The sequence below is a fragment of the Frigoribacterium sp. ME-P-080 genome, assembly GCF_030209595.1.
Classification (GTDB): Bacteria; Actinomycetota; Actinomycetes; order Actinomycetales; family Microbacteriaceae; genus Frigoribacterium.
In genome coordinates, this window is sequence record NZ_JARVRR010000004.1 from 150,208 (window position 1) to 170,495 (window position 20,288).

A 20,288-nucleotide genomic window follows, 5' to 3' on the forward strand; every position below is an offset into this window, starting at 1 on the left:
CCGCGCCTCCTCGTCACCAGTCGTGGACGGTCCCGTCCGCGAGGCGGTTGTAGGGCAGGTAGGCCTGCGCGTAGGGGTACGCCGCGGCGGCCCGCTCGTCCAGCTCGACCCCGATGCCGGGCTGCTCACCCGGGTGCAGCATGCCGTCCTCGAACGTGAAGCTCTGCTCGAAGACCTCGTCCGTCCTCGCGCCGTGCTTCATGTACTCCTGGATGCCGAAGTTGTGGATCGCGAGTCCGAGGTGCATCGCGGCCGCCATGCCGACCGGTGAGATGTCGGTCGGACCGTGCATGCCGGACTTGATCTGGTACTGCGAGGCGTACTCGAGCACCTTCTTGAGGTGGGTGATGCCGCCCGTGTGCGTGACGGCGCTGCGGACGTAGTCGATCAACTGCTCGCGGATGATCTGCTGGTAGTCCCACACGGTGTTGAAGATCTCGCCGATGGCCAGCGGGGTCGTCGTGTGCTGCCGGACGAGTCGCAGGGCCTCGGGGTTCTCGGCCGGGGTGACGTCCTCGAGCCAGAAGAGGTCGAAGGGCTCCAGGCTCTTGCCGAGCCTCGCCGCCTGGATCGGCGTCATGCGGTGGTGACCGTCGTGCAGCAGGGGGATCTCGGGGCCGAACTCGTTCCGCACCGCCTCGAACACGGTGGGCACGTGCCGCAGGTACGAGCGGGTGTCCCAGTCCTCCTCGTTCGGCAGGGCCCCGCGTTGGGCGGGCTCGTGGTCGTAGCGCACGCCGCTGTTGGCGTCGAAGGTGGCGTTCGAGGCGATGCCGTAGATCGACTTCAGGCCGGGCACCCCGGTCTGCACGCGGATGGCCTTGTAGCCCTGTTCCTGGTGGTCTCGGACGCTGTCGAAGAGCTCCTCGAGGTCCTTCCCCGAGGCGTGGCCGTAGGTCAGCAACCCCGTGCGCGAGGCTCCGCCGAGCAGCTGGTAGAGGGGCAGGCCGGCGACCTTGGCCTTGATGTCCCAGAGGGCGACGTCGACCGCGGCGATGGCGGCCATCGTGACCGGCCCTCGCCGCCAGTACGCGCTGCGGTAGAGGAACTGCCAGGTGTCCTCGATGCGGGCCGGGTCGCGCCCGATCAGCAGGGGCACGACGTGTTCGGTCAGGTAGGCGACGACGGCGAGTTCGCGCCCGTTCAGGGTGGCGTCGCCGAGGCCGGTCACGCCGTCGGAGGTCGTGATCTTCAGCGTCACGAAGTTGCGGTCGGGGCTGGTGACGATCACGTCGGCTCTGTCGATGATCATGCGGTGTCCTCTGGAGCTCGCGTCCGGGTGACGTCGATGTCACCCGGGCTGGTCCCTCCACTCTGGCGCATGCGCGAGCGCGAGGCGAGCCCGTCGGGCGCATGCGCGGGCGCGAGGCGAGCCCGGGAGGCGCGGGTCAGCGCATCTCGAGCGGCACCCTGGTCGTCGGCGCGGGGAACGCGCGCTCGAGCTGCACGAACGCCTGGTCGTCGAGGTCGACGGCCAGTGCGGCCGCGTTCTCGAGGGTGTGCCCGGCCGTGCCCGCCTTGACGGCGACCATGAGGTCGGGCACGAGGCGCAGCACCCAGGCGAGGGCGAGCTGCGCCGACGAGACGCCGAGATCGGTCGCGACCTGCTCGAGCACGGGGTGACCGAGCAGCTCGCCGCCGTCGACGGGGGAGTACGAGGTGAGCGGCACGCCGTGCTCGCGCGCCCAGGGCAGCAGGTCGAACTCGGGTCCGCGACGGGCCAGGTTGTACAGGACCTGGTTCGTCTGGACGTTCTGGCCACCGGGCACCGAGAGCAGCTCGTGCAGGTCGTCGACGTCGAAGTTGCTGACGCCCCAGCCGCCGATCGCGCCCTCGGCGACCAGCGCCTCCAGGGCCTCGACGGTCTCGGCGAGCGGGTGGCGCCCCCGCCAGTGCAGCAGGTAGAGGTCGAGGCGGTCGGTGCCCAGGCGCTCGAGGCTGGCGTGGCAGGCCTCGACCGTGCCCCGGCGCGAGGCGTTGCCCGGCAGCACCTTGCTCACCAGGAACACCTCGTCGCGCCGGCCCGCGATCGCCTCGCCGACCAGCTGTTCGGACCGCCCGCCGCCGTACATCTCGGCGGTGTCGATCATGGTCAGGCCGGCGTCGAGGCCGGCCCGCAGGGCGGCGACCTCGTCGGCGCGGCGCCGTGGGTCGTCGCCGATGTTCCAGGTGCCCTGGCCGAGGGCCGGGACGACGCGCCCGTCGGGCAGGGCGACGGCGGGATTGGTCGGTGTCGCGGGGGTGGTCATGCCGGGGGATGGTAGTCGTCGCGCGGGGAGGGTGTGACCAGGCCCGCCGTGCTCGGGCCCGCCGTGCTCGGTCCCGTCGTGGTCGGGCCCGCCGTGGTCGGGCCCGCCGTGGTCGGGCCCGCCGTGGTCGGGCCCGTCGTGACCTCGCGGGCCAGCAGGGTGGCCGCGGCGACGGCGGCCGGCATCACGAGCACGGCCCCGAGAGGGACGAAGAACAGGAGGTAGGTGGCGGTGCCCAGCCCCAGGGTGCGCGCCCGGTTGACGGCGAGTCCACGGCGGCGCTCGGCGAGCGAGCGGCCCCGGGCGTCGAAGGCGTACCCGGTGAGCTCGACCGCCAGGAACCATCCGCCGGTCAGGGCGCCGAGCACGGGGACGACCGTCTGGCCGAGCACCGGGACGAACCCGCCGACGAACAGGAGGACGCCCACGCCGGCCGTGGCCAGCAGCAGTCGGAGCGAGTCGCCGGCACTCCGGGCGAGCCCGCGCCAGAAGCCCCGGTCGACGTCGGCCGGCGGGTCGCCCTCTCGCTCCTCGACGCGACGCCAGATGCGCTCGTAGAAGGGATCGCCGACGAGGAGCGTGACGGCGGTGAACGCGACGACCGCGAGCAGCACGGCCAGGGCCGCGACGGCCAGAGCTCCGCCGAGACGCACGAGGGTGCGGGACCACTCGGGCCACCCGTCGGCGAACGGCGTCAGGGTGCGGGCCAGGTCGTCGGCGGCGAGCCCCACGCCCACGAGGGCCGCGGCGAAGACCGCACCCACGACGAGGGCGGGCACCGCGCCCAGCAGCATGAGCCGCGGGGACGTCGCCCAGAGGCGCAGGCCCCGGCCGAGCAGGCCCACCCCGCCGAAGAACTCCCCGATCACCGACACGGGGCGAGCGTACCGAGTGCCGGAGGCGTGGGTGCGGTCGGACGACGCGTCACGGCGCGGGGGCGGCGCGTAGCGTCGACGGCGTGCCGCATCGAGGCGGCACCACCGAGAAAGGTCGTCCATGAAGTTCAGGTACCTCGGCAACAGCGGGCTCAAGGTCAGCGAGCTCACCTACGGCAACTGGCTCACCCACGGGTCCCAGGTGGAGAACGACACGGCGACGCGCTGCGTCCGAGCGGCTCTCGACGTCGGCATCAGCTCGTTCGACACGGCCGACGTCTACGCGAACACGCAGGCCGAGACGGTGCTCGGTGAGGCGCTGAAGGGCGAGCGGCGCGAGTCGCTCGAGATCTTCACCAAGGTCTACGGTCCCACCGGGCCCAAGGGCCACAACGACAGGGGCCTCAGCCGCAAGCACGTCACCGAGTCGATCAACGGGTCGCTGAAGCGCTTGCAGACCGACTACGTCGACCTCTACCAGGCCCACCGGTACGACGTCGAGACGCCCCTCGAGGAGACGATGGAGACCTTCGCCGACCTGGTCCGCCAGGGCAAGGTGCTCTACATCGGGGTCTCGGAGTGGAACGCCGAGCAGCTGCGCGAGGCGCACGCCCTGGCTCGCGAGCTGAAGATCCAGCTCGTCTCGAACCAGCCCGAGTACTCCCTGCTCTGGCGCGTCATCGAGGACGAGGTCGTCCCGGCCTCGGCCGAACTCGGCATCTCGCAGATCGTCTGGTCTCCCGTCGCCCAGGGCGTCCTGACCGGCAAGTACACCGTCGGTGCCGAGCTGCCCGCGGGCAGCCGGGCCACCGACCAGAAGGGCGGAGCGGGCATGATCGAACGCTGGATGCGCGACGACGTCCTCGACGCCGTGGCCCAGCTCGAGCCGATCGCGTCCGACCTGGGGCTGACCCAGGCGCAGCTGTCGCTGGCTTGGGTGCTGTCGAACGAGAACGTCGCCTCGGCGATCATCGGGGCGTCGCGTCCCGAACAGGTCGAGTCGAACGCGAAGGCGTCGGGCGTCACCCTCGAGGCGGACGTCCTGTCGCGCATCGAGTCGATCTTCGACGGCCTCGCCGAGACGGACCCGCGCAAGACGCAGATGCCGGCCGGCCGCGAAGCCTGATCGGCCGTCGCCCGACGCGACGACGCCCCGCCACGAGATCGTGGCGGGGCGTCGTCGTGCGTCGGCTCGGCGTGCGACCGCCCAGGCCCCGGGCTCAGGCCCCGGGGACCTCGAACGTCGCGGAGATCACCGCGCGGGCCAGCGTGTGGAAGTGCAGGTTGAAGCCGAGGTAGGCCGGGCTGGCGGTCTCGTCCACCCCGATCTTCTCGACGTCGAGGGCGTGCACCGCGACGAAGTACGTGTGCGGTCCGTGGCCCTCGGGCGGTGCCGCACCGACGTAGCGGGCGAGCCCGCCGTCGTTCTTCAGCTGGAGGGCCCCCTCGGGCAGGCCCGAGCCCTGGTCGTCACCCGCACCGGAGGGCAACGACGTCGTGTCGGCGGGGAGGTCGGCCACGGCCCAGTGCCAGAAGCCCGAGCCCGTCGGGGCGTAGGGGTCGTAGACCGTCACGGCGTAGCTCTTGGTGCCCTCGGGGGCGCCGGACCAGCTCAGCTGGGGGCTGGCGTCGTCTCCGCCCGGGCCCATGATGCCGCTCACCTGCGCGCGCTGCAGCTCACCCCCGTCGGTGAGGTCCGTGCTCGAGAGCTCGAACCCGGGCACGATGCCGATGATGTCGTAGGGGTGGGTCAGGTTGGCGTCGGCCATGGCTGTCTCCTGTTCGTCGGGGATGGTCGTGACGGTGCGCCCGCCCCGAGGGGCGGGCGCACCGGGTGTGCGATCAGGCGGCGTCGAGCCGCTGGATCTCGTCGGTCGAGAGCTTGATCGACGTCGCCGTCGCCGAGTTCATGATCGTCTGCGGTCGGGTCGACCCCGGGATCGGGATGACGAGTTCGGACTTGGCGAGCTCCCAGGCGAGCGTCAGCACCTGCGGCGTGACCCGCCGGGCGTTGGCGATCTCGGCGAACACGGCGTGCTTCGCTCCGAGCTCACCGGCGTTCGTGATGCCGCCGAGGGGGCTCCACGGCAGGAACGCGATGCCCATCTCGTCGCACAGCGCGAGTTCCACCTCGCTCGACCGGAACGCGGGCGAGTACTGGTTCTGCACCGACACGAGTCGGTCGTCCAGCACCTCGTTCGCTTCGCGGATCTGGTCGGGCGTGGCGTTCGAGATGCCCGCCATGCGGATGACGCCCTCGTCGAGCAGCTCCACCAGGGCGCCGATCGAGTCGGCGTAGGGCACCGCCGGGTCCGGCCGGTGGAACTGGTACAGCCCGATCGTCTCGACGCCCAGCCGTTTCGCCGAGGCCTTGGCGGCCTCCTTGAGGTAGGCCGGGTCGCCGTTCTGCGCCCACGCCCCCGCCTCGGGGCGGAGGTGTCCACCCTTCGTGGCGACGAGCACCTGGTCGGTGTCGGCGTGGTAGCTCTTCAGCGCCTTGGCGATGAGCAATTCGTTGTGCCCGACCTCGTCCTTGCCCGCCTGGTGGTAGGCGTCGGCCGTGTCGATCAGGGTGATGCCCTGCTCGAGTGCGGCGTGGATGGTCGCGATGCCCTGCTTCTCGTCGGGTCGGCCCTCGATCGACAGGGGCATGCCGCCCAGGCCGATCGCACTGACCGTCACGTCTCCGATTGTCCTGGTCTTCATGTCGTCCTCCGGTTCACCACGCGTAGTCCTCGGGCGACGTCTCGTGCCCGGGGAAGATCTCGTCCAGCCGCGCCAGCGCGGCCTCGTCCAGCTCGACGTCGACGGCGGCGACCGCCGACTCCAGTTGTGCCATGGTCCGCGGGCCCGTGATCGGCCCCGTGACGCCCGGCTGGTGCAGCAGCCAGGCGAGGGCGACCTCGCCGGGCGCGTGGCCCAACTCGCGGGCGAACGCCTCGTAGGCCTCGAGCTGGTCGCGGTGTTCGGCGACGTACTCCGCGCTCCGCCCCTCGAGTCGTCGTGAGCCCTCTTCGGTCTTCTCGATGACGCCGCCGAGCAGACCGCCGTTGAGCGGCGACCACGGGATCATCCCGAGACCGTAGTGACGGGCGGCGGGCAGGGTCTCGCGTTCGACGTCCCGCACGATCAGGTTGTAGATCGACTGTTCGCTCACGAGGCCGCTGAAGTGACGCGTCTTGGCGGCTTCCTGGGCCTGCGCGATGTGCCAGCCGGCGAAGTTGCTGCTGCCGACGTAGAGGACCTTGCCCTGCTGGACCGCGACCTCCATCGCCTGCCAGATCTCGTCCCACGGCGTCTCGCGATCGACGTGGTGGAACTGGTAGAGGTCGATGTGGTCGGTCTGCAGACGCGTCAGGCTCGCGTCGAGCGCCCGACGGATGTTCAGGGCGCTGAGCTTGCCGTCGTTGGGCCAGTCGCCCATGTCGCCGTACAGCTTCGTGGCGAGGACGGTCTTCTCCCGTCGCCCGCCCCCACGGGCGAACCACCGACCGATGATCTGCTCGGTGATGCCTTCGCCCTTCTCCCAGCCGTAGACGTTGGCCGTGTCGAAGAAGTTGACGCCGAGCTCGTGGGCCCGGTCCATGATCGCGTGGGAGTCGTCTTCCGTGGTCTGGGGCCCGAAGTTCATCGTGCCGAGGACGGCCCGTGAGACGGACAACCCTGTGCGTCCGAGGTGTGTGTAATCCATGTTCCCTGGCTACCCCCTCCCGGGCCGTGCTGCTCACAGGAACGCCCCCTAACGTCGCCGTCATGGACGAGCAGCCCGAGAGCCCGGACGGCGTGCCCCTCGACGAGCGTCGCGGGGCCGGTCCGCACCGCGGTGCTCGGCGCCGTGCCCTGCGCGACGGTCACGCGAGGATGCGCCTGAGGCTCGACGCGCACCCTCGGCTCCGGTTGCTCTACAAGATCGGCGTCGGGGTGCTCGGAGCCCTGATCGTCGTCGTCGGTCTCGTCCTGGTCCCGCTGCCCGGTCCCGGTTGGCTCGTCGTCTTCCTCGGGGTCGCCGTGCTGGGCACGGAGTTCCCGGCCGCCCATCGCATCACCCTGTGGGTGCGTCGACTCGTCGGCCGCGCCCGTCTCCGGTGGCGGGCGTGGCGGGTCGCCCGGTCGGCGCGGCGGGCGTCGAGCGTCAAGCCCTCGGCCGCCCCGTCGCGGTGAAGCACAGGGCCCACACGGTCCCGGCGGCCGTCGGTCGGACGTCCAGCGCACGTTCGGTAAAGTCGCCGTCGTGACGCCCAGCCCCGCCTCCGCCACGCCCTACGAGGTGCTCGGCGTGCCGTCGACGGCGTCGACCGATGACCTCCGTCGCGCCTATCGACGCCTGGCCCGCCAGACCCACCCCGACCTCGGCGGCACCGCGCAGGCGTTCCGCGACGTGCAGCACGCGTGGCAGCAGGTGGGCACGCCCGAGGCCCGCGCCTCCTACGACCAGGGGTCGGCATCCCGGAGCACCGCCCCCTCGGGCAGCGCGCGGTCCGCGGGTTCGAGCGCCCCCGGTTGGTCACCGCCGCCCCGGGAGCCGGCTCGTACCGATTCGAAGCCCAAGGCCCGGGTGCACGGCCACCCCGGTGGTGCGAACCGCGAGCGCTACCTAGGCCTGATGCGCGAGTGGGTCGGTCGGGGAGTCCCGCTCGACGATCCGTACGACGAGCGCCTCGTCCGGAGCGCGCCTCCCGAGATCCGTCACGTGCTCGCCGACGCGATGGCCGAAGAGGCCACCGTCGCGGCCGTCACCGAACTCGGCATCGGCTTCACCATCTGGAGCGACGTCGACGCCGGGGGCGAGGGCAAGCTCGACCACGTCGTGTTGGGGCCGTCGGGCCTCTTCGCCATCCAGTCCTCCGACTGGGGCAGCGAGGTGCAGGTGTCGCGCGGCGAGCTCGTCGGTCGGGGCATCCCTGCCGACGAGGAGCCCGTCCGCGACCTCACGCGTCAGGCCCGCGCCGTGCGACGGGAGACCCGCGTGTCGTTCACGGCCCAGTTGATCGTGGTGCCCGACGACGACTTCGGGCCCGCCCTCGAGAAGGTCGGGCGTCGTGCCGGGGGCACCTGGGTCGTGCGCCGCTCGCTGCTGCCGCAGGTCCTGCGTCACGGTCCCGAGCTCGGCGACCGCACGAGCATCTCGGACGTCTTCGAGGTCCGGGCCCGGCTGCAGCAGGCCATCCGGTTCATCTGACCGGGGCTGGCGCCCGGGCCCGGCAGGGTCCACGCTGGGGGCGAGACGCCGGCGTCCGTCGGCCGTCCCGCGTCAGAGAGGGGCCACCCGTGTTCCGTCCTCGGTCCGGCTACTCCGGGTTCAGCGTCGACGACGTGGCGGCCGCCACGTCCTTCTACCGCGACGTCCTCGGCCTCGAGATCGAGGTCCTCGTCGACGGTCAGATGTTCCGCCTCCGCCTCCCGGGAGGCGCGGCGTGGGTGTTCGTGTACGGCAAGCCCGACCACGTCCCCGCGTCGTACACCGTCCTCAACCTCGTCGTCGACGACGTCGACGCCGCCCTCGACGAGCTGGCCGAGCGGGGCCTCGAACCGCTCCACCTCGGCGGGTACTCCGACGAGCGGGGCGTCATGCGGGGGCGCAGCGTCGACCTGGGCCCCGACATCGCCTGGTTCACCGACCCGGCGGGCAACGTCTTCTCCGTCCAGCAGCCCTGATCGCCCGGTCCGACGCGCGAGCCGGGGAGGCGCGGTGCCGGACCCGGGGGAGGGCTGGCCCGACATCGGGTTCCGGGCCAGCCCCAGGTGTGCCTTCGGAACTGCCGCACCCATCGGTTTGGTCGCCCGCCACCGGGTCGACCCGTCGACGTGACGTCCTGCGCACGACGCGGCCACCGCCTCCCCGTCCCTGTGGCAAGCTCGACCGTGTGAACACGCACGAGCCCGCGGACGGCTGGGTCGAGGCCCCCGACGGGCGTCGGTTCTGGGGCCGTGCCGGTGCCGCGGGCCTGCTCGTCCTCGACCAGGACGACCGGGTGCTGTTGCAGCACCGGGCCGACTGGAGCCACTTCGGCGGCACCTGGGGGCTCCCCGGCGGAGCCCGCCACCACGACGAGAGCGCGGTCCAGGGCGCTCTGCGCGAGAGCGGCGAAGAGGCGGCCGTGCCGGCCGACGCGCTGCGCCTGCTGTTCGCCGCCGAGCTCGACCTCGGCTTCTGGTCGTACACGACCGTCGTGGCCCGGGCCGTGCGCCCGTTCGAGCCCGTCGTCTCGGACGCCGAGAGTATCGCCCTGAGCTGGGTGCCCGTCGACGAGGTGGCCGACCTCCCGCTCCATCCCGGATTCGCCGCGTCGTGGCCGAGGCTCCGATCCGAACTCGGGGGCCGGGTGCACGTCGTCGTCGACGTTGCGAACGTCCTCGGCTCACGTCCCGACGGATGGTGGCGCGATCGGGTCGGTGCCACGACCCGATTCCTGGAGTCCCTCTCGCGGGGTGCCCGGGACGGAGTGGCCGAGGCGCTCGTCGCACCCGGTGGCGGCGGGACCCCCGCGGCGACGGGTCGGCCGGACGCCGACGACTCGCCGACGGACGCCGCGGCGTTCGCGGACGGCTCCACCGGCGAGCCTCCCGGCGCGCCCACCTGGCGGTGGCCGGACGTGACGGCCGTGGTCGAGGGCGAGGCCCGTGCCCTCGGTGGATCGTTCCCCGGCCTGACCGTCGTCCGGGCCGAGGCCGACGGCGACTCGGCGATCGTGGCCCGCGTGCACGACCTGCGGGACGTGTCCGGCGTGCCGCCGCGCGTCGTCGTCGTCACCGCCGACCGGGGCCTCGCCGACCGGGTCCAAGCCCTCGGGGCCACCCTCGTGCGTCCAGGCGCCCTCCGCCGCGCGGTCGGCCTCGACTGACACGGGCGAACGGCCCGCTCCACCGGTCGGTGGAGCGGGCCGTTCGCGTCCGGTCCCGGGTCAGGCGGCGGGGCCGTCGCCCAGCGTGACGGTCGCGGTGTGGGACGCGCCCGTCGTGTCGGTCCAGGTGACCGAGACCTGGTCACCCGAGTCGTGCGCCTGGATCGCGGCGGTGAGTGCGGACGCGTCCGCCACGGCCGTGCCGTCGATCGCGGTGATCACGTCCCCGGCGACCAGGCCGGCCGACGCCGCCGCGCTGCCCTCGACCGTGCCGGCGATCGTGACGCCGCCCGCGGTGCCGGTCGCCGTGCTCGAGATCTGCGCGCCGAGGAAGGCGGGCAGGCCGATCTGCACGGTCGGGCTCCCCGTGCCCGACTGGATCTGCTTGGCGATGGCCAGGGCGTGGTCGATCGGGATGGCGTAGCCGGTCACCGTCGACGATCCCTGCGAGGCGGCCGTCACGATGCCGACGACGTCGCCGTCACCGTCGCGGAGGGGACCGCCGGAGTCGCCCGACACCACGTCCGCATCGACCTCGATGAGACCGGACAGCGACTCGGTCCCCGATCCGGACTTGCTCTGCACCGTGATCGACTGGTCCGTGGCGAGGACGGTGCCCTGGGCGGTGACGAGGTCGCCCGTGCCCTCGGCGTTGCCCGTCGAGTGGACGACGTCCCCTGTTGCGACGTCGCCGGACGCGTCGAAGCTCACCGGGGTGAGGCCCGTCGCGTCCTGCAGCTTCAGCACGGCCACGTCGTTCGTGGCATCCGTGCCGACGACGTCGGCCGTGTAGGTCGTACCGGTCGACTCGACGGTCACCTGGATGCTGGTCGCGCCCTGCACGACGTGGTTGTTCGTCAGGATGAGCCCTCCGGAGGTCAGGATGATGCCCGTGCCGGCGGATTTGTACGAGGCGTCGTAGTTCAGCGTCGACACGATGGTCACGACGCCGGCCGTCTCCTCGGCGGTGGCCGCGGTGGCGCTGGTCTGGGTCGAGGTGCCCTGCGACGAACCGTCCTGCGACGACCCGTCCTGGGGGCTCGAACCCCCGAAGGGCGATGCCGGGTCGCTCGATCCACCTCCCGGCCGCGTGAGCTGGGGGAGCAGCTCGAGCGCCTGGCGTTCGCTCGCCGCCTGGGCCGCCGCGGTGCCGGCGGAGCGACCGGCGGCGTAGGCGCCGCCGCCCGCCGTACCCGCGACGATGACGACGGCGGCGGCCGCGCCGGTGATGGCGAGCCACTTCTTCGAGCGGCGCGGCTTCGGGGCGCCGCCGAAGGCCGGGGGCACCGTGCCGTCAGCGCCGTCGCCACCCCGCACCGTCGACGCGCCGGCCGCCGCGTCGTAGGCCTGGTGGGCGTCGTCGCGGGCCATCCAGGTGGGAGCCGCCGACGCGTAGCGTGCGTCCGACGCGCCGGTGACGTGGGGGAGCGTGTCGGCCTCGGCGGGCTGCTCGACGCCCTCGCCGGCAGGCGGGGCGGTCGACGGGGAGGGCGTCACGGGCGTGGCGTCGTTCGGGGTGCCGGTCGTGTTGTCGCCGTCTCGGTCGTTCATGGTGTGCCTCCTGTGGCGGTGGTGGTGACGTGGGGTCCATGGAACGGCGTGACCCCAAGAGATCCCTATGACCGGACCGTGAGGCGGTGGGGAGTCCCATGAGGAGGCGCGGTGAAGGGAGCCGAGATCGCCTCACCATCGCGCGCACCGCCGTCCGCGGGGTCGGTCCCCGAAATCGGTTCCCGACGAGGGTCGGAGTTCCGATACGCTGGGACGCCAAAGGAGGTCCACGATGGCAGAGCCCGCCAACCCGGCACCCGGCGAGCAGGACCGCGCTCCCGGCGCCCCTCGCGAGGTCGACACGACCCTCAGCTTCAACGAAGAGTTCCAGGCGCAACTGGCCGCTCTCGAGAGCGGCGTGTCCACCGACGAGCGTGACGCCGTCGCCGCACTGCCTTCGGGCTCCGCGCTGCTCGTGGTCCGTCGTGGCCCCAACATCGGCGCCCGGTTCCTCCTCGACTCGGACGTCACGGTCGCCGGACGTCACCCCGAGGCCGGCATCTTCCTCGACGACGTCACGGTCAGCCGCAAGCACGCCGAGTTCCGTCGCGAGGGCAGCACCTTCAGCGTGCGCGATCTCGGGTCGCTGAACGGCACCTACTTCGACGGCGTCCGCATCGACGAGGCCCGGCTCTCCGACGGAGCCGAGGTCCAGGTCGGCAAGTTCCGCCTCACGTTCTACGCATCGCGGGTCGACCTCGCGAACCTGGCGATCAAGTAGTCGTGCCCCGCACCGCCACCGCCCGGTCGTCGCAGACCGGGCCGTCCGACCTGCTGACGATCGGGCAGGTCCTCTCACGGCTCAAGCCCGAGTTCCCCGACCTGTCGAACAGCAAGCTGCGCTTCCTCGAAGAGCGCGAGTTGGTCACCCCGGTGCGCACCCCGTCCGGCTACCGCAAGTTCTCCCCGGCGGACGTCGAGCGACTCCGCTTCATCCTCGGTCTGCAGCGCGACCACTACCTGCCGCTCAAGGTCATCAGACAACACCTCGCCGACCTCGACGCGGGCCGGCCTGCGTCCCTCCCGTCCGGGGCGGCGCCCGTCTCGATCCTGACCCACGGTCGGCGACTCGGTCGCGACGAGTTGCTCCGCGAGACCGGCGCCACGCCTGCCCTGCTCGACGAGGCCGTCTCCGCGTCTCTCCTCCCGTCGGCGGGGCACTACGGCGACGAGTCGATCTCGGTGTTGTCGGCCCTGGTCGAGCTGGGCAGGTCGGGCATCGAGCCTCGTCACCTCCGGACGGTCCGGGCCTCGGTCGACCGCGAGCTCGGCCTCATCGAGACGGCCCTCGCGCCACTCGCCCGGAAGCACGACGCGGCCTCCCGGGCGCGGGTCGCCGAGCTCTCGCGTGAGCTCGCGGCGCAGGTCGACGTCGTCCGGTCGGGGCTCGTCCGCTCGGCTCTCGGGCGACTCGACGCCTAGACGTCTGCCCTCCGGGCGAATATCCTCGACACGCCGACCCGTCGATGCGAATGTCGCCCAGGCAGCTCCCCGTTGTGGGTACCGTGAGTCCTGTACAACCATCAACCCGATGTTGAACGTTGAGCTCCGGAAGTAGAACGTGGAAGGCAACAGCATGAGTGAGTCAGGTTCCTCCGAGGAATCCCGCTACGAGCTGGGTCTGCTCTTCACCGACGGCCTGCCCGAGCACGACGCCGACAGCGGCTACCGCGGTACGGTCGCGGCCAAGGCCGCCGGCATCAGCTACCGCCAGCTCGACTACTGGGCCCGCACCGAACTCGTCGAGCCGACCATCCGCGGCGCGGCCGGCTCCGGTTCGCAACGCCTCTACGGGTTCCGCGACATCCTCGTCCTCAAACTCGTCAAGCGCCTCCTCGACACGGGCATCTCGCTCCAGCAGATCCGCACGGCCGTCAACCAGCTCCGTGAGGCCGGGGTGAACGACCTCGCCCAGACGACCCTGATGAGCGACGGTGCGAGCGTCTACCTGTGCACGTCGGACGACGAGGTCATCGACCTCGTCAGCCGCGGTCAGGGCGTGTTCGGCATCGCCGTGGGCAAGGTCCTCCGCGAGGTCGAGTCGAGTCTCGTCGAGATCGACAGCACCCCCGCCGCCGATCCCTCCGACGAGCTCGCGGCGCGACGCGGCACCCGAGCCAGCTGACCACACCTCGACCGCGAGTGGCGGTCGAGCACGACGAAGGCCCCGCACGAGATCGTGCGGGGCCTTCGTCGTGTGCAGCTGGGACCGGAGGTCAGCGGGCGGCAGGCTCGGCGTAGTCGCCGATCTTGGCCGTCCGCATGATGCGTTCGAGGAGCTGGTCGAAGTTGCGGGCCATCTCCTGGGCGCTCTCACCGGGCCAGGCGTGCAGCGGCTTGGCGGCACCCTGTGCCTGTTGCAGCGACGTACGCTCGGGCAGCTGGGGTGACAGGACGAGGGGGCCGAACATGTCACGCAGCTCCTTGATGCGGAACTGGTGCTCGAGGGACTGCACCCGGGCCCGGTTGACGATGATGCCGAGGGGCTGGAGGCGCGGTGACAGGCCTCGACGGATCTCCTCGATCGCCCGGAGGGCCCGGTCGGCGGCGGCCACGCTGAACAGACCCGGTTCGGTGACGACCGTCACGCGGTCGGATGCGGCCCAGGCCGTGCGCGTGAGGGCGTTGAGCGACGGGGCGCAGTCGATCAGGACGAGGTCGTAGTCGGCCTCGACGTTGGCGAGGGCCTCTTCGAGCTTCCAGATGTCTCGGATCGACGGGTGCGGACCGTCGAAGTTGATGGCCGAGGGGCTGCCGATCATGACGTCGACCTTGCCCTGGCGGCCCTTGGTCCACCCGCTGGGGGCGATCGCCGCCCGGACCGTCTTCTCTTTGGGCGACGCGAGGACGTCCGCGACGTTGAGGTGGCCCGAGACCGTGATGTCGAGGCCGGTCGAGACGTCGGACTGGGGATCGAGGTCGACGACGAGGGTCCTGAGACCTTTGGCGAAGGCGGCCGACGTGAGTCCGAGCGTCACCGTCGTCTTGCCGACGCCCCCTTTGAGAGAGCTGACGCTGAGTACATGCACGACACAGACGATACCTTCACTACTGTTGAATCACCCAACAGCCACGTCGATGCGGCGTGCGTCGACTTCTGCGAAGCGACAGCACCAGCCCACCCGTCGTCGTCACGGTGTCGCGACCCGTCGTCCGCACCACACCCCGACCCACCCCAGGAGGCGCGCCGTGAGCGTGAGACCCATCCGCCTGTTCGGCGATCCCGTCCTTCGATCGGCGTCCGACCCCGTGACGGTCGGCGATCCTCGGCTCGCGTCCCTGGTCGAGGACCTCCTCGACACCGTTCGCGAGCCGGGACGAGCCGGGGTCGCGGCCGCCCAGATCGGCGTGTCGCTCCGAGCCTTCAGCTACAACGTCGACGGTGAGGTCGGATACGTCCTCAACCCCGTCGTCGTCGAGGTGTCCGGAGAGAGGACCCTCGTCGACGAGGGGTGCCTCTCCGTGCCGGGGTTCTGGTTCCCCACCCCCCGCTACGAGTACGCCCGTGTCGAAGGGGTCGACCTCGACGGCCAGGAGGTCGTGCTCGAGGGCACCGGACTCATGGCCCAGGCCCTCCAGCACGAGACGGACCACCTCGACGGCACGCTCTACGTGCTCACCCTCGAACCCGAGACGAAGCGCGAGGCCATGCGAGAGATCCGCGCCGCCGACTGGTGGCGCGCCTGATCACCGTCCCCGTGCGGTGACCGTGCGCACCGACTCGGTGTCGGGGTGGGCGGTGTAGATGTCGGCGATCTGCTGGGCGAAGTCGTTCAGGACGACGGCACGCTTGACGCTCATCTTGGGCGTGAGATGCCCGCCGGCCTCGGTGAACTCGACCGGCAGGATCTCGAACTTGCGGATCGACTCGGCGCGCGACACGGCGGCGTTCGCACCGTCGACTGCTCGTTGGACCTCGGCGCGGACCTTGGGATGCCGGGCGGCCTCGGCCAACGGCATGTCGGCTGCCTCACCGGCGTTGTTCAGCCACACCGGCAGCATCTCCGTGTCGAGGGTGACGAGGGCCGCGACGAACGGCCGCTGGTCGCCCACGACGACGACCTGGCCGACCAGGGGATTGGCCCTGATCGGGTCCTCGAGGGCGGCAGGGGAGACGTTCTTGCCTCCCGCGGTGACGATGATCTCCTTCTTGCGACCGGTGATCGTCAGGTAACCGTCGGCGTCGAGCGAGCCGAGATCGCCGGTGCGGAACCAGCCGTCGTCGAGGACCTCGGCCGTGGCCTCGTCGGCCTTCCAGTACCCCGCGAAGACGTTGACGCCCTTGACGAGCACTTCTCCGTCGGCGGCGATCGTGATGCCGACGCCGGGGAGCGCCGGGCCCACCGTTCCGATCTTGAACTTGGAGACGAGGTTGACGGCCGCAGGCGCCGTGGTCTCGGTCAGTCCGTACCCCTCGAGGATGCGGATGTCGAGACTCCGGAAGAAATGACCGAGTCGTGTGCCGAGCGGAGCCGAACCCGAGACGGCGTAGCGGATGTTGCCGCCCATGGCCTTCTTGAGCTTGCTGTAGACCAGGCGGTCGAAAAGTGCGAAGCGGAGCTTGAGCCCCAGGGGCACGGTGCCCTCGTCGAGCGCGCGACTGTGCGCGATCGCGACGGCCACGGCCTGCCGGAAGATGCCGCCCTTGCCCCCTGCCTCGGCTTTCTGCTCCGCCGAGTTGTAGACCTTCTCGAAGACGCGGGGGACCGCGAGCAGGAAGCTCGGCTTGAACGAGGCCAGCGACGGCAGCAACTGCTTGGTGTCCGCCTGGTGCCCGACCTTCACGCCGGCGTGGACCGACATCACGGCGATGAAGCGCGCGAAGACGTGCGCGGTCGTCACGAACAAGAGGGTGGAGGAGCCGGGCGCCACGACGTCGCTCATGGCGACGGCGGCGTTCCGGCTCGTCTCGACGAAGTTGGCGTGGGTGAGCACGCAGCCCTTGGGGCGGCCGGTGGTGCCCGACGTGTAGATGATCGTCGCGACGTCCCCGGCGACGGCCGCGCTCCGGCGGCGTTCGAGTTCGTCGTCGGAGACGTCGACACCGGACGCGGCCAGCTTGTCGAGGTCTCCGAGGTCGACCTGCCAGACCCGTGTCACGGCGGGCAACTCGGGGTGCACCTCGTCGAACCGCGAGAAGTGGTCCGCGGTCTCGACGATGACGGCCACGGCCTCGGAGTCGCTGAGGTTCCAGTGGACCTGTGCCGGCGACGACGTCTCGTAGACGGGGACGAGCAGGGCGCCCGCGAACCAGGTCGCGAAGTCGATGAGCGTCCACTCGTAGCGCGTGCGGCACATCAGGCCGATCTTGTCGCCCGGTTCGACGCCCGCGGCGATCAGGCCCTTCGCGAGTGCGCGCACCTGCTCGAGGAACCGAGCCGCCGTGATGTCGCGCCATCCGCCTCGTCCGTCCGGCACGGAGAAGAGTGGTTCGTCGGGCGTGGCCGCCGCCCGCGCGAGCAACAGGTCGGTGGCGTTCGCGGACGGGTCGGCGGGGACGGCGGGGGGGACGATGTGTTCGTTCACGGCAGCTCCTTCGGTACCGAACGATGGTCCGACCACCCTAACGCGGCCTCGCAGGAGCGGGTGCCCGAGGTGGAGGGTCGTCGAGGATAGACTCGATCCTCGTGCAGGCAATCGGAATCGACATCGGTGGGACGAAGATCGCGGGCGGGGTGGTCACCGAGTTCGGCGAGATCGTCGACGAAGAGCGCGTGGCGACGCCCGCGGGCGACGCGGGTGCGATCGTCGACGCGGTCGTCGAGATGGTCACCTCCTTGCAGGCACGCCATCCCGACGTCGCCGCCGCCGGTGTCGCGGCGCCCGGCTTCATCGACGCCGCACAGTCGACCGTGTACTACACGCCCAACATCGCGTGGCGCAACGAGCCCCTCCGGGCGCGGCTGTCCGAACGTCTCGACCTGCACATCACCATCGACAACGACGCCAACGCCGCCGGCTGGGCCGAGTTCCGGTTCGGGGCCGGTCGTCTCGCCAGCGACATGATCATGCTCACCATCGGTACGGGGGTGGGCGGTGCCATCGTGGCGCAGGACCGCCTCCTGCGCGGAGGATTCGGCACGGGTGGCGAACTCGGCCACATGCGCATCGTGCCCGACGGTCTGCCCTGCGGCTGCGGGGCCCGTGGGTGCATCGAGCAGTACGGCTCGGGGCGCGCACTGCTGCGCATCGCCGGTGAGGTGGCCGACGAGGGCGGCCTCGGCCGCGGTCTCGCGGACGTCCGCACGGCGAACGGCGGCGAGCTCTCCGGTCACGACGTCAGCTTGTTGCTGCAGTCCGGTGACGACGGTGCCGTCGAGGCCCTGCGCCGCCTCGGGACCTGGCTCGGACAAGCCGCCGCGTCGCTGAGTGCGATCCTCGATCCGCAGGTGTTCGTCTTCGGCGGCGGGGTCGCGCAATCGGGCGAACTGCTGCTGGCACCCGTCCGCGCGGCCTACCTCGAGCACCTGCCTGCTCGCGGTTACCACCCCGAGCCCGAGTTCGTGATCGCCGAGCTGGTGAACGACGCGGGGGTCGTGGGCGCCGCCGACCTCGCCCGCCTCCACGCCGGCGACCGCTAGACTCCCGACGCCCCGACGAGAGGAGCACCGATGCTCTACTGGTTCCTGAAGACGATGGTCGCGAGTCCGCTCGTCCTGTCGATCTTCCGACCATGGGTCAGCGGTCGTGAGCACGTCCCGGCGTCGGGTGCCGTCATCTTCGCGAGCAACCACCTCTCGTTCGTCGACTCGATCTTCCTGCCGCTCGCCCTCGATCGGCGCATCTCCTTCCTCGCCAAGAGCGACTACTTCACCGGCAAGGGCATCAAGGGGTGGGCCATCCGACTGTTCTTCACGGCCACGGGTCAGCTCTCCATCGACCGGTCCGGGGGCAAGGCCTCCGAGGCGTCGCTGGCGACGGGCCTGTCCGTCCTCCGTCGCGGCGAGCAACTCGGCATCTACCCCGAGGGCACCCGCAGCCCCGACGGCAAGCTGTACCGCGGTCGGACGGGCGTGGCGCGCATGATCCTCGAGGGGCACGTGCCCGTGATCCCCGTCGCCATGATCGGAACCGAGAAGGTGATGAAGACCGGTACCAAGATCCCTCGCCTGCACCGGGTCGGGATCGTGTTCGGTGAACCCCTCGACTTCAGCCGCTTCGAGGGCATGGAAGGCGACCGGTTCATCCTGCGGTCCATCACCGACGAGATCATGTACGAGCTCAACGCCCTCAGTGGCCAGCAGTACAGCGACGTCTACGCGACCAGCGTCAAAGAGAAGCGCCCGACCCTTTCACGGTAGGCTCGCCTGTCGAGGTCGTTCGGCCTCGAGACCGTCAAGTGGCAAGGAAGACCGTGGCCCAGCTCACCGAACCGTTCGTCGTCACCGATCCCGACGTGATCGACGGTCTCGACCATTGGCGCACGCTCCCCATCAAGCAGCAGCCCACCTGGCACGACGGTGCAGCCGTCGAGGCCGCCTCGGCCGAGCTGTCCACCCTGCCTCCGCTCGTCTTCGCCGGCGAGGTCGACACGTTGCGTACCAGGCTGGCGTCGGCGGCCCGGGGCGAGGCGTTCCTGCTGCAGGGTGGTGACTGCGCCGAGACCTTCGCGGGAGCGACCGCGGACCAGATCCGCGACCGCGTCAAGACCATCCTGCAGATGGCCGTCGTCCTCACGTACGGCGCGTCCGTCCCCGTGATCAAGATGGGCCGCATGGCCGGCCAGTTCGCCAAGCCGCGCTCGAGCGACACCGAGACCCGGGACGGCGTCACCCTGCCGGCCTACCGCGGTGACATCGTGAACGGCTACGACTTCACCCCCGAGTCCCGACGTGCGGATGCCTCGCGGCTCGTGAAGGGCTACCACACCTCCGCCTCGACCATCAATCTGATCCGGGCCTTCACGCAAGGCGGGTTCGCCGACCTCCGCCAGGTGCACAGCTGGAACCAGGGCTTCGCCCGCAACCCGGCCAACGCCGAGTACGAGCACCTCGCCCGTGAGATCGACAAGGCGATCCGGTTCATGGAGGCGGCGGGGGCCGACTTCGACGAACTCAAGCGCGTCGAGTTCTACACGAGCCACGAGGGCTTGCTCATGGACTACGAGCGCCCCCTGACCCGCATCGACTCGCGCACGGGTACGCCGTACGTGCTGTCGTCGCACTTCGTGTGGATCGGCGAGCGGACCCGCGACCTCGACGGTGCCCACGTCGACTTCCTCTCCCGGGTGCGCAACCCGATCGGCGTCAAGCTCGGCCCGACGACGACGGCCGACGACATGTTGCGCCTCATCGACAAGCTCGATCCCGAGCGTGAGCCCGGGCGCCTGACCTTCATCACCCGCATGGGGGCAGGCACCATCCGGGATGCCCTGCCTCCCCTCCTCGAGGCCATCAAGAAGGCCGACGCGACGCCCCTGTGGGTCAGCGATCCGATGCACGGCAACGGTCTGACGACGCCCACGGGCTACAAGACCCGGCGCTTCGAAGAGATCATGGACGAGGTCAAGGGGTTCTTCGAGGCACACCGTGCCGCGGGCACCCACCCGGGCGGAATCCACATCGAGCTGACCGGCGACGACGTCACCGAGTGCCTGGGTGGTTCCGAGCACATCGACGAGGCGACGCTCGCCACCCGCTACGAGTCGCTCTGCGACCCCCGCCTCAACCACATGCAGTCGCTCGAACTGGCCTTCCTGGTGGCCGAGGAACTCGCGGCCGACTGAGCCCGGTCGACACGGCGACGGCCCCGGGACCCTCGGTCCCGGGGCC

The 20,288-nt window shown here is 71.0% G+C and carries 21 protein-coding genes; 12 read left to right on the top strand and 9 right to left on the bottom strand.

All coding sequences use genetic code 11. The features are described from left to right. Nucleotides 1-13 precede the first annotated feature (13 nt). From manD to QRN23_RS09295, 3 genes are all read right to left on the bottom strand, one after another. A complete protein-coding gene (gene manD / locus QRN23_RS09285; RefSeq protein WP_056044985.1) occupies nucleotides 14-1,252 on the bottom strand; it encodes a D-mannonate dehydratase ManD in 1,239 nt (412 codons plus the stop codon). Between the two features lie 136 nt (nucleotides 1,253-1,388). Beyond that, nucleotides 1,389-2,249, bottom strand: a complete 861-nt coding sequence (locus tag QRN23_RS09290) for an aldo/keto reductase (RefSeq protein WP_285063375.1) — start codon at nucleotides 2,247-2,249, stop codon at nucleotides 1,389-1,391. Then, nucleotides 2,246-3,124 carry an EI24 domain-containing protein gene (locus tag QRN23_RS09295; RefSeq protein ID WP_285063376.1) on the bottom strand — a complete coding sequence of 293 codons (879 nt, stop codon included), beginning with the start codon at nucleotides 3,122-3,124 and terminating at the stop codon, nucleotides 2,246-2,248. Before QRN23_RS09295 ends, QRN23_RS09290 begins: the two co-directional genes overlap by 4 nt. A gap of 121 nt (nucleotides 3,125-3,245) precedes the next feature. Here QRN23_RS09295 and QRN23_RS09300 point away from each other — a divergent pair, with 121 nt between their 5' ends. After that, on the top strand, nucleotides 3,246-4,250 hold the full coding sequence (locus QRN23_RS09300; protein ID WP_285063377.1) for an aldo/keto reductase family protein: 1,005 nt from the start codon (nucleotides 3,246-3,248) through the stop codon (nucleotides 4,248-4,250). Between the two features lie 94 nt (nucleotides 4,251-4,344). On the opposite strand, the gene QRN23_RS09305 is transcribed toward QRN23_RS09300, so the two are convergent. From QRN23_RS09305 to QRN23_RS09315, 3 genes are all read right to left on the bottom strand, one after another. Beyond that, nucleotides 4,345-4,893: a YbhB/YbcL family Raf kinase inhibitor-like protein gene (locus tag QRN23_RS09305; RefSeq protein ID WP_123570000.1), complete on the bottom strand. Its 549-nt coding sequence runs from the start codon at nucleotides 4,891-4,893 to the stop codon at nucleotides 4,345-4,347. 73 nt (nucleotides 4,894-4,966) lie between these two features. Next, nucleotides 4,967-5,830 carry an aldo/keto reductase gene (locus QRN23_RS09310; protein WP_056044995.1) on the bottom strand — a complete coding sequence of 288 codons (864 nt, stop codon included), beginning with the start codon at nucleotides 5,828-5,830 and terminating at the stop codon, nucleotides 4,967-4,969. 13 nt (nucleotides 5,831-5,843) lie between these two features. Next, nucleotides 5,844-6,815, bottom strand: coding sequence for an aldo/keto reductase (locus tag QRN23_RS09315; RefSeq protein WP_285063378.1), 972 nt, complete (start codon nucleotides 6,813-6,815; stop codon nucleotides 5,844-5,846). A 62-nt stretch (nucleotides 6,816-6,877) separates the two neighbouring features. Between QRN23_RS09315 and QRN23_RS09320 the strand changes: the two genes are divergently transcribed. The 4 genes from QRN23_RS09320 (at nucleotide 6,878) to QRN23_RS09335 (ending at nucleotide 9,966) form a co-directional block, all read left to right on the top strand. After that, nucleotides 6,878-7,285, top strand: coding sequence for a TIGR02611 family protein (locus tag QRN23_RS09320; RefSeq protein WP_285063379.1), 408 nt, complete (start codon nucleotides 6,878-6,880; stop codon nucleotides 7,283-7,285). A 70-nt stretch (nucleotides 7,286-7,355) separates the two neighbouring features. Beyond that, a complete protein-coding gene (locus QRN23_RS09325) occupies nucleotides 7,356-8,303 on the top strand; it encodes a J domain-containing protein (RefSeq protein WP_285063380.1) in 948 nt (315 codons plus the stop codon). A gap of 89 nt (nucleotides 8,304-8,392) precedes the next feature. Next, a complete protein-coding gene (locus tag QRN23_RS09330; protein ID WP_285063381.1) occupies nucleotides 8,393-8,779 on the top strand; it encodes a VOC family protein in 387 nt (128 codons plus the stop codon). A 209-nt stretch (nucleotides 8,780-8,988) separates the two neighbouring features. Then, nucleotides 8,989-9,966 carry an NUDIX hydrolase gene (locus tag QRN23_RS09335; RefSeq protein ID WP_285063382.1) on the top strand — a complete coding sequence of 326 codons (978 nt, stop codon included), beginning with the start codon at nucleotides 8,989-8,991 and terminating at the stop codon, nucleotides 9,964-9,966. Between the two features lie 60 nt (nucleotides 9,967-10,026). Here the strand turns inward: QRN23_RS09335 and QRN23_RS09340 are convergent, their stop codons facing one another. Then, complete coding sequence (locus QRN23_RS09340; protein WP_285063383.1) at nucleotides 10,027-11,517, bottom strand: S1C family serine protease; 1,491 nt, start codon at nucleotides 11,515-11,517, stop codon at nucleotides 10,027-10,029. A gap of 232 nt (nucleotides 11,518-11,749) precedes the next feature. Here QRN23_RS09340 and QRN23_RS09345 point away from each other — a divergent pair, with 232 nt between their 5' ends. From QRN23_RS09345 to QRN23_RS09355, 3 genes are all read left to right on the top strand, one after another. Next, nucleotides 11,750-12,238 carry an FHA domain-containing protein gene (locus tag QRN23_RS09345; RefSeq protein WP_056045006.1) on the top strand — a complete coding sequence of 163 codons (489 nt, stop codon included), beginning with the start codon at nucleotides 11,750-11,752 and terminating at the stop codon, nucleotides 12,236-12,238. A gap of 2 nt (nucleotides 12,239-12,240) precedes the next feature. Beyond that, nucleotides 12,241-12,939 carry a transcriptional regulator FtsR gene (gene ftsR, locus QRN23_RS09350; RefSeq protein ID WP_056045008.1) on the top strand — a complete coding sequence of 233 codons (699 nt, stop codon included), beginning with the start codon at nucleotides 12,241-12,243 and terminating at the stop codon, nucleotides 12,937-12,939. Between the two features lie 154 nt (nucleotides 12,940-13,093). Further along, nucleotides 13,094-13,642: a MerR family transcriptional regulator gene (locus QRN23_RS09355; protein ID WP_056047373.1), complete on the top strand. Its 549-nt coding sequence runs from the start codon at nucleotides 13,094-13,096 to the stop codon at nucleotides 13,640-13,642. Nucleotides 13,643-13,733: 91 nt separating this feature from the next. Here the strand turns inward: QRN23_RS09355 and QRN23_RS09360 are convergent, their stop codons facing one another. After that, on the bottom strand, nucleotides 13,734-14,546 hold the full coding sequence (locus QRN23_RS09360) for a ParA family protein (RefSeq protein WP_054146774.1): 813 nt from the start codon (nucleotides 14,544-14,546) through the stop codon (nucleotides 13,734-13,736). A gap of 160 nt (nucleotides 14,547-14,706) precedes the next feature. Between QRN23_RS09360 and def the strand changes: the two genes are divergently transcribed. Next, the gene (def, locus tag QRN23_RS09365; RefSeq protein ID WP_159826733.1) at nucleotides 14,707-15,204 is read left to right on the top strand and encodes a peptide deformylase; all 498 of its coding nucleotides are present in this window, start codon (nucleotides 14,707-14,709) and stop codon (nucleotides 15,202-15,204) included. Here the strand turns inward: def and QRN23_RS09370 are convergent, their stop codons facing one another. Next, nucleotides 15,205-17,043: an AMP-dependent synthetase/ligase gene (locus QRN23_RS09370; protein WP_159826731.1), complete on the bottom strand. Its 1,839-nt coding sequence runs from the start codon at nucleotides 17,041-17,043 to the stop codon at nucleotides 15,205-15,207. Nucleotides 17,044-17,144: 101 nt separating this feature from the next. On the opposite strand from QRN23_RS09370, the gene QRN23_RS09375 reads away from it, so the two are divergent. The 3 genes from QRN23_RS09375 to QRN23_RS09385 all read left to right on the top strand — a co-directional run bounded on the left by QRN23_RS09375 (nucleotide 17,145) and on the right by QRN23_RS09385 (nucleotide 20,242). Next, entirely contained in the window at nucleotides 17,145-18,098 is a 954-nt protein-coding gene (locus QRN23_RS09375) for an ROK family glucokinase (RefSeq protein WP_285063384.1), read from the top strand. Nucleotides 18,099-18,128: 30 nt separating this feature from the next. Continuing rightward, the gene (locus QRN23_RS09380; RefSeq protein WP_056045016.1) at nucleotides 18,129-18,818 is read left to right on the top strand and encodes a lysophospholipid acyltransferase family protein; all 690 of its coding nucleotides are present in this window, start codon (nucleotides 18,129-18,131) and stop codon (nucleotides 18,816-18,818) included. Between the two features lie 95 nt (nucleotides 18,819-18,913). After that, complete coding sequence (locus QRN23_RS09385) at nucleotides 18,914-20,242, top strand: class II 3-deoxy-7-phosphoheptulonate synthase (RefSeq protein WP_056047376.1); 1,329 nt, start codon at nucleotides 18,914-18,916, stop codon at nucleotides 20,240-20,242. Nucleotides 20,243-20,288 lie beyond the last annotated feature (46 nt).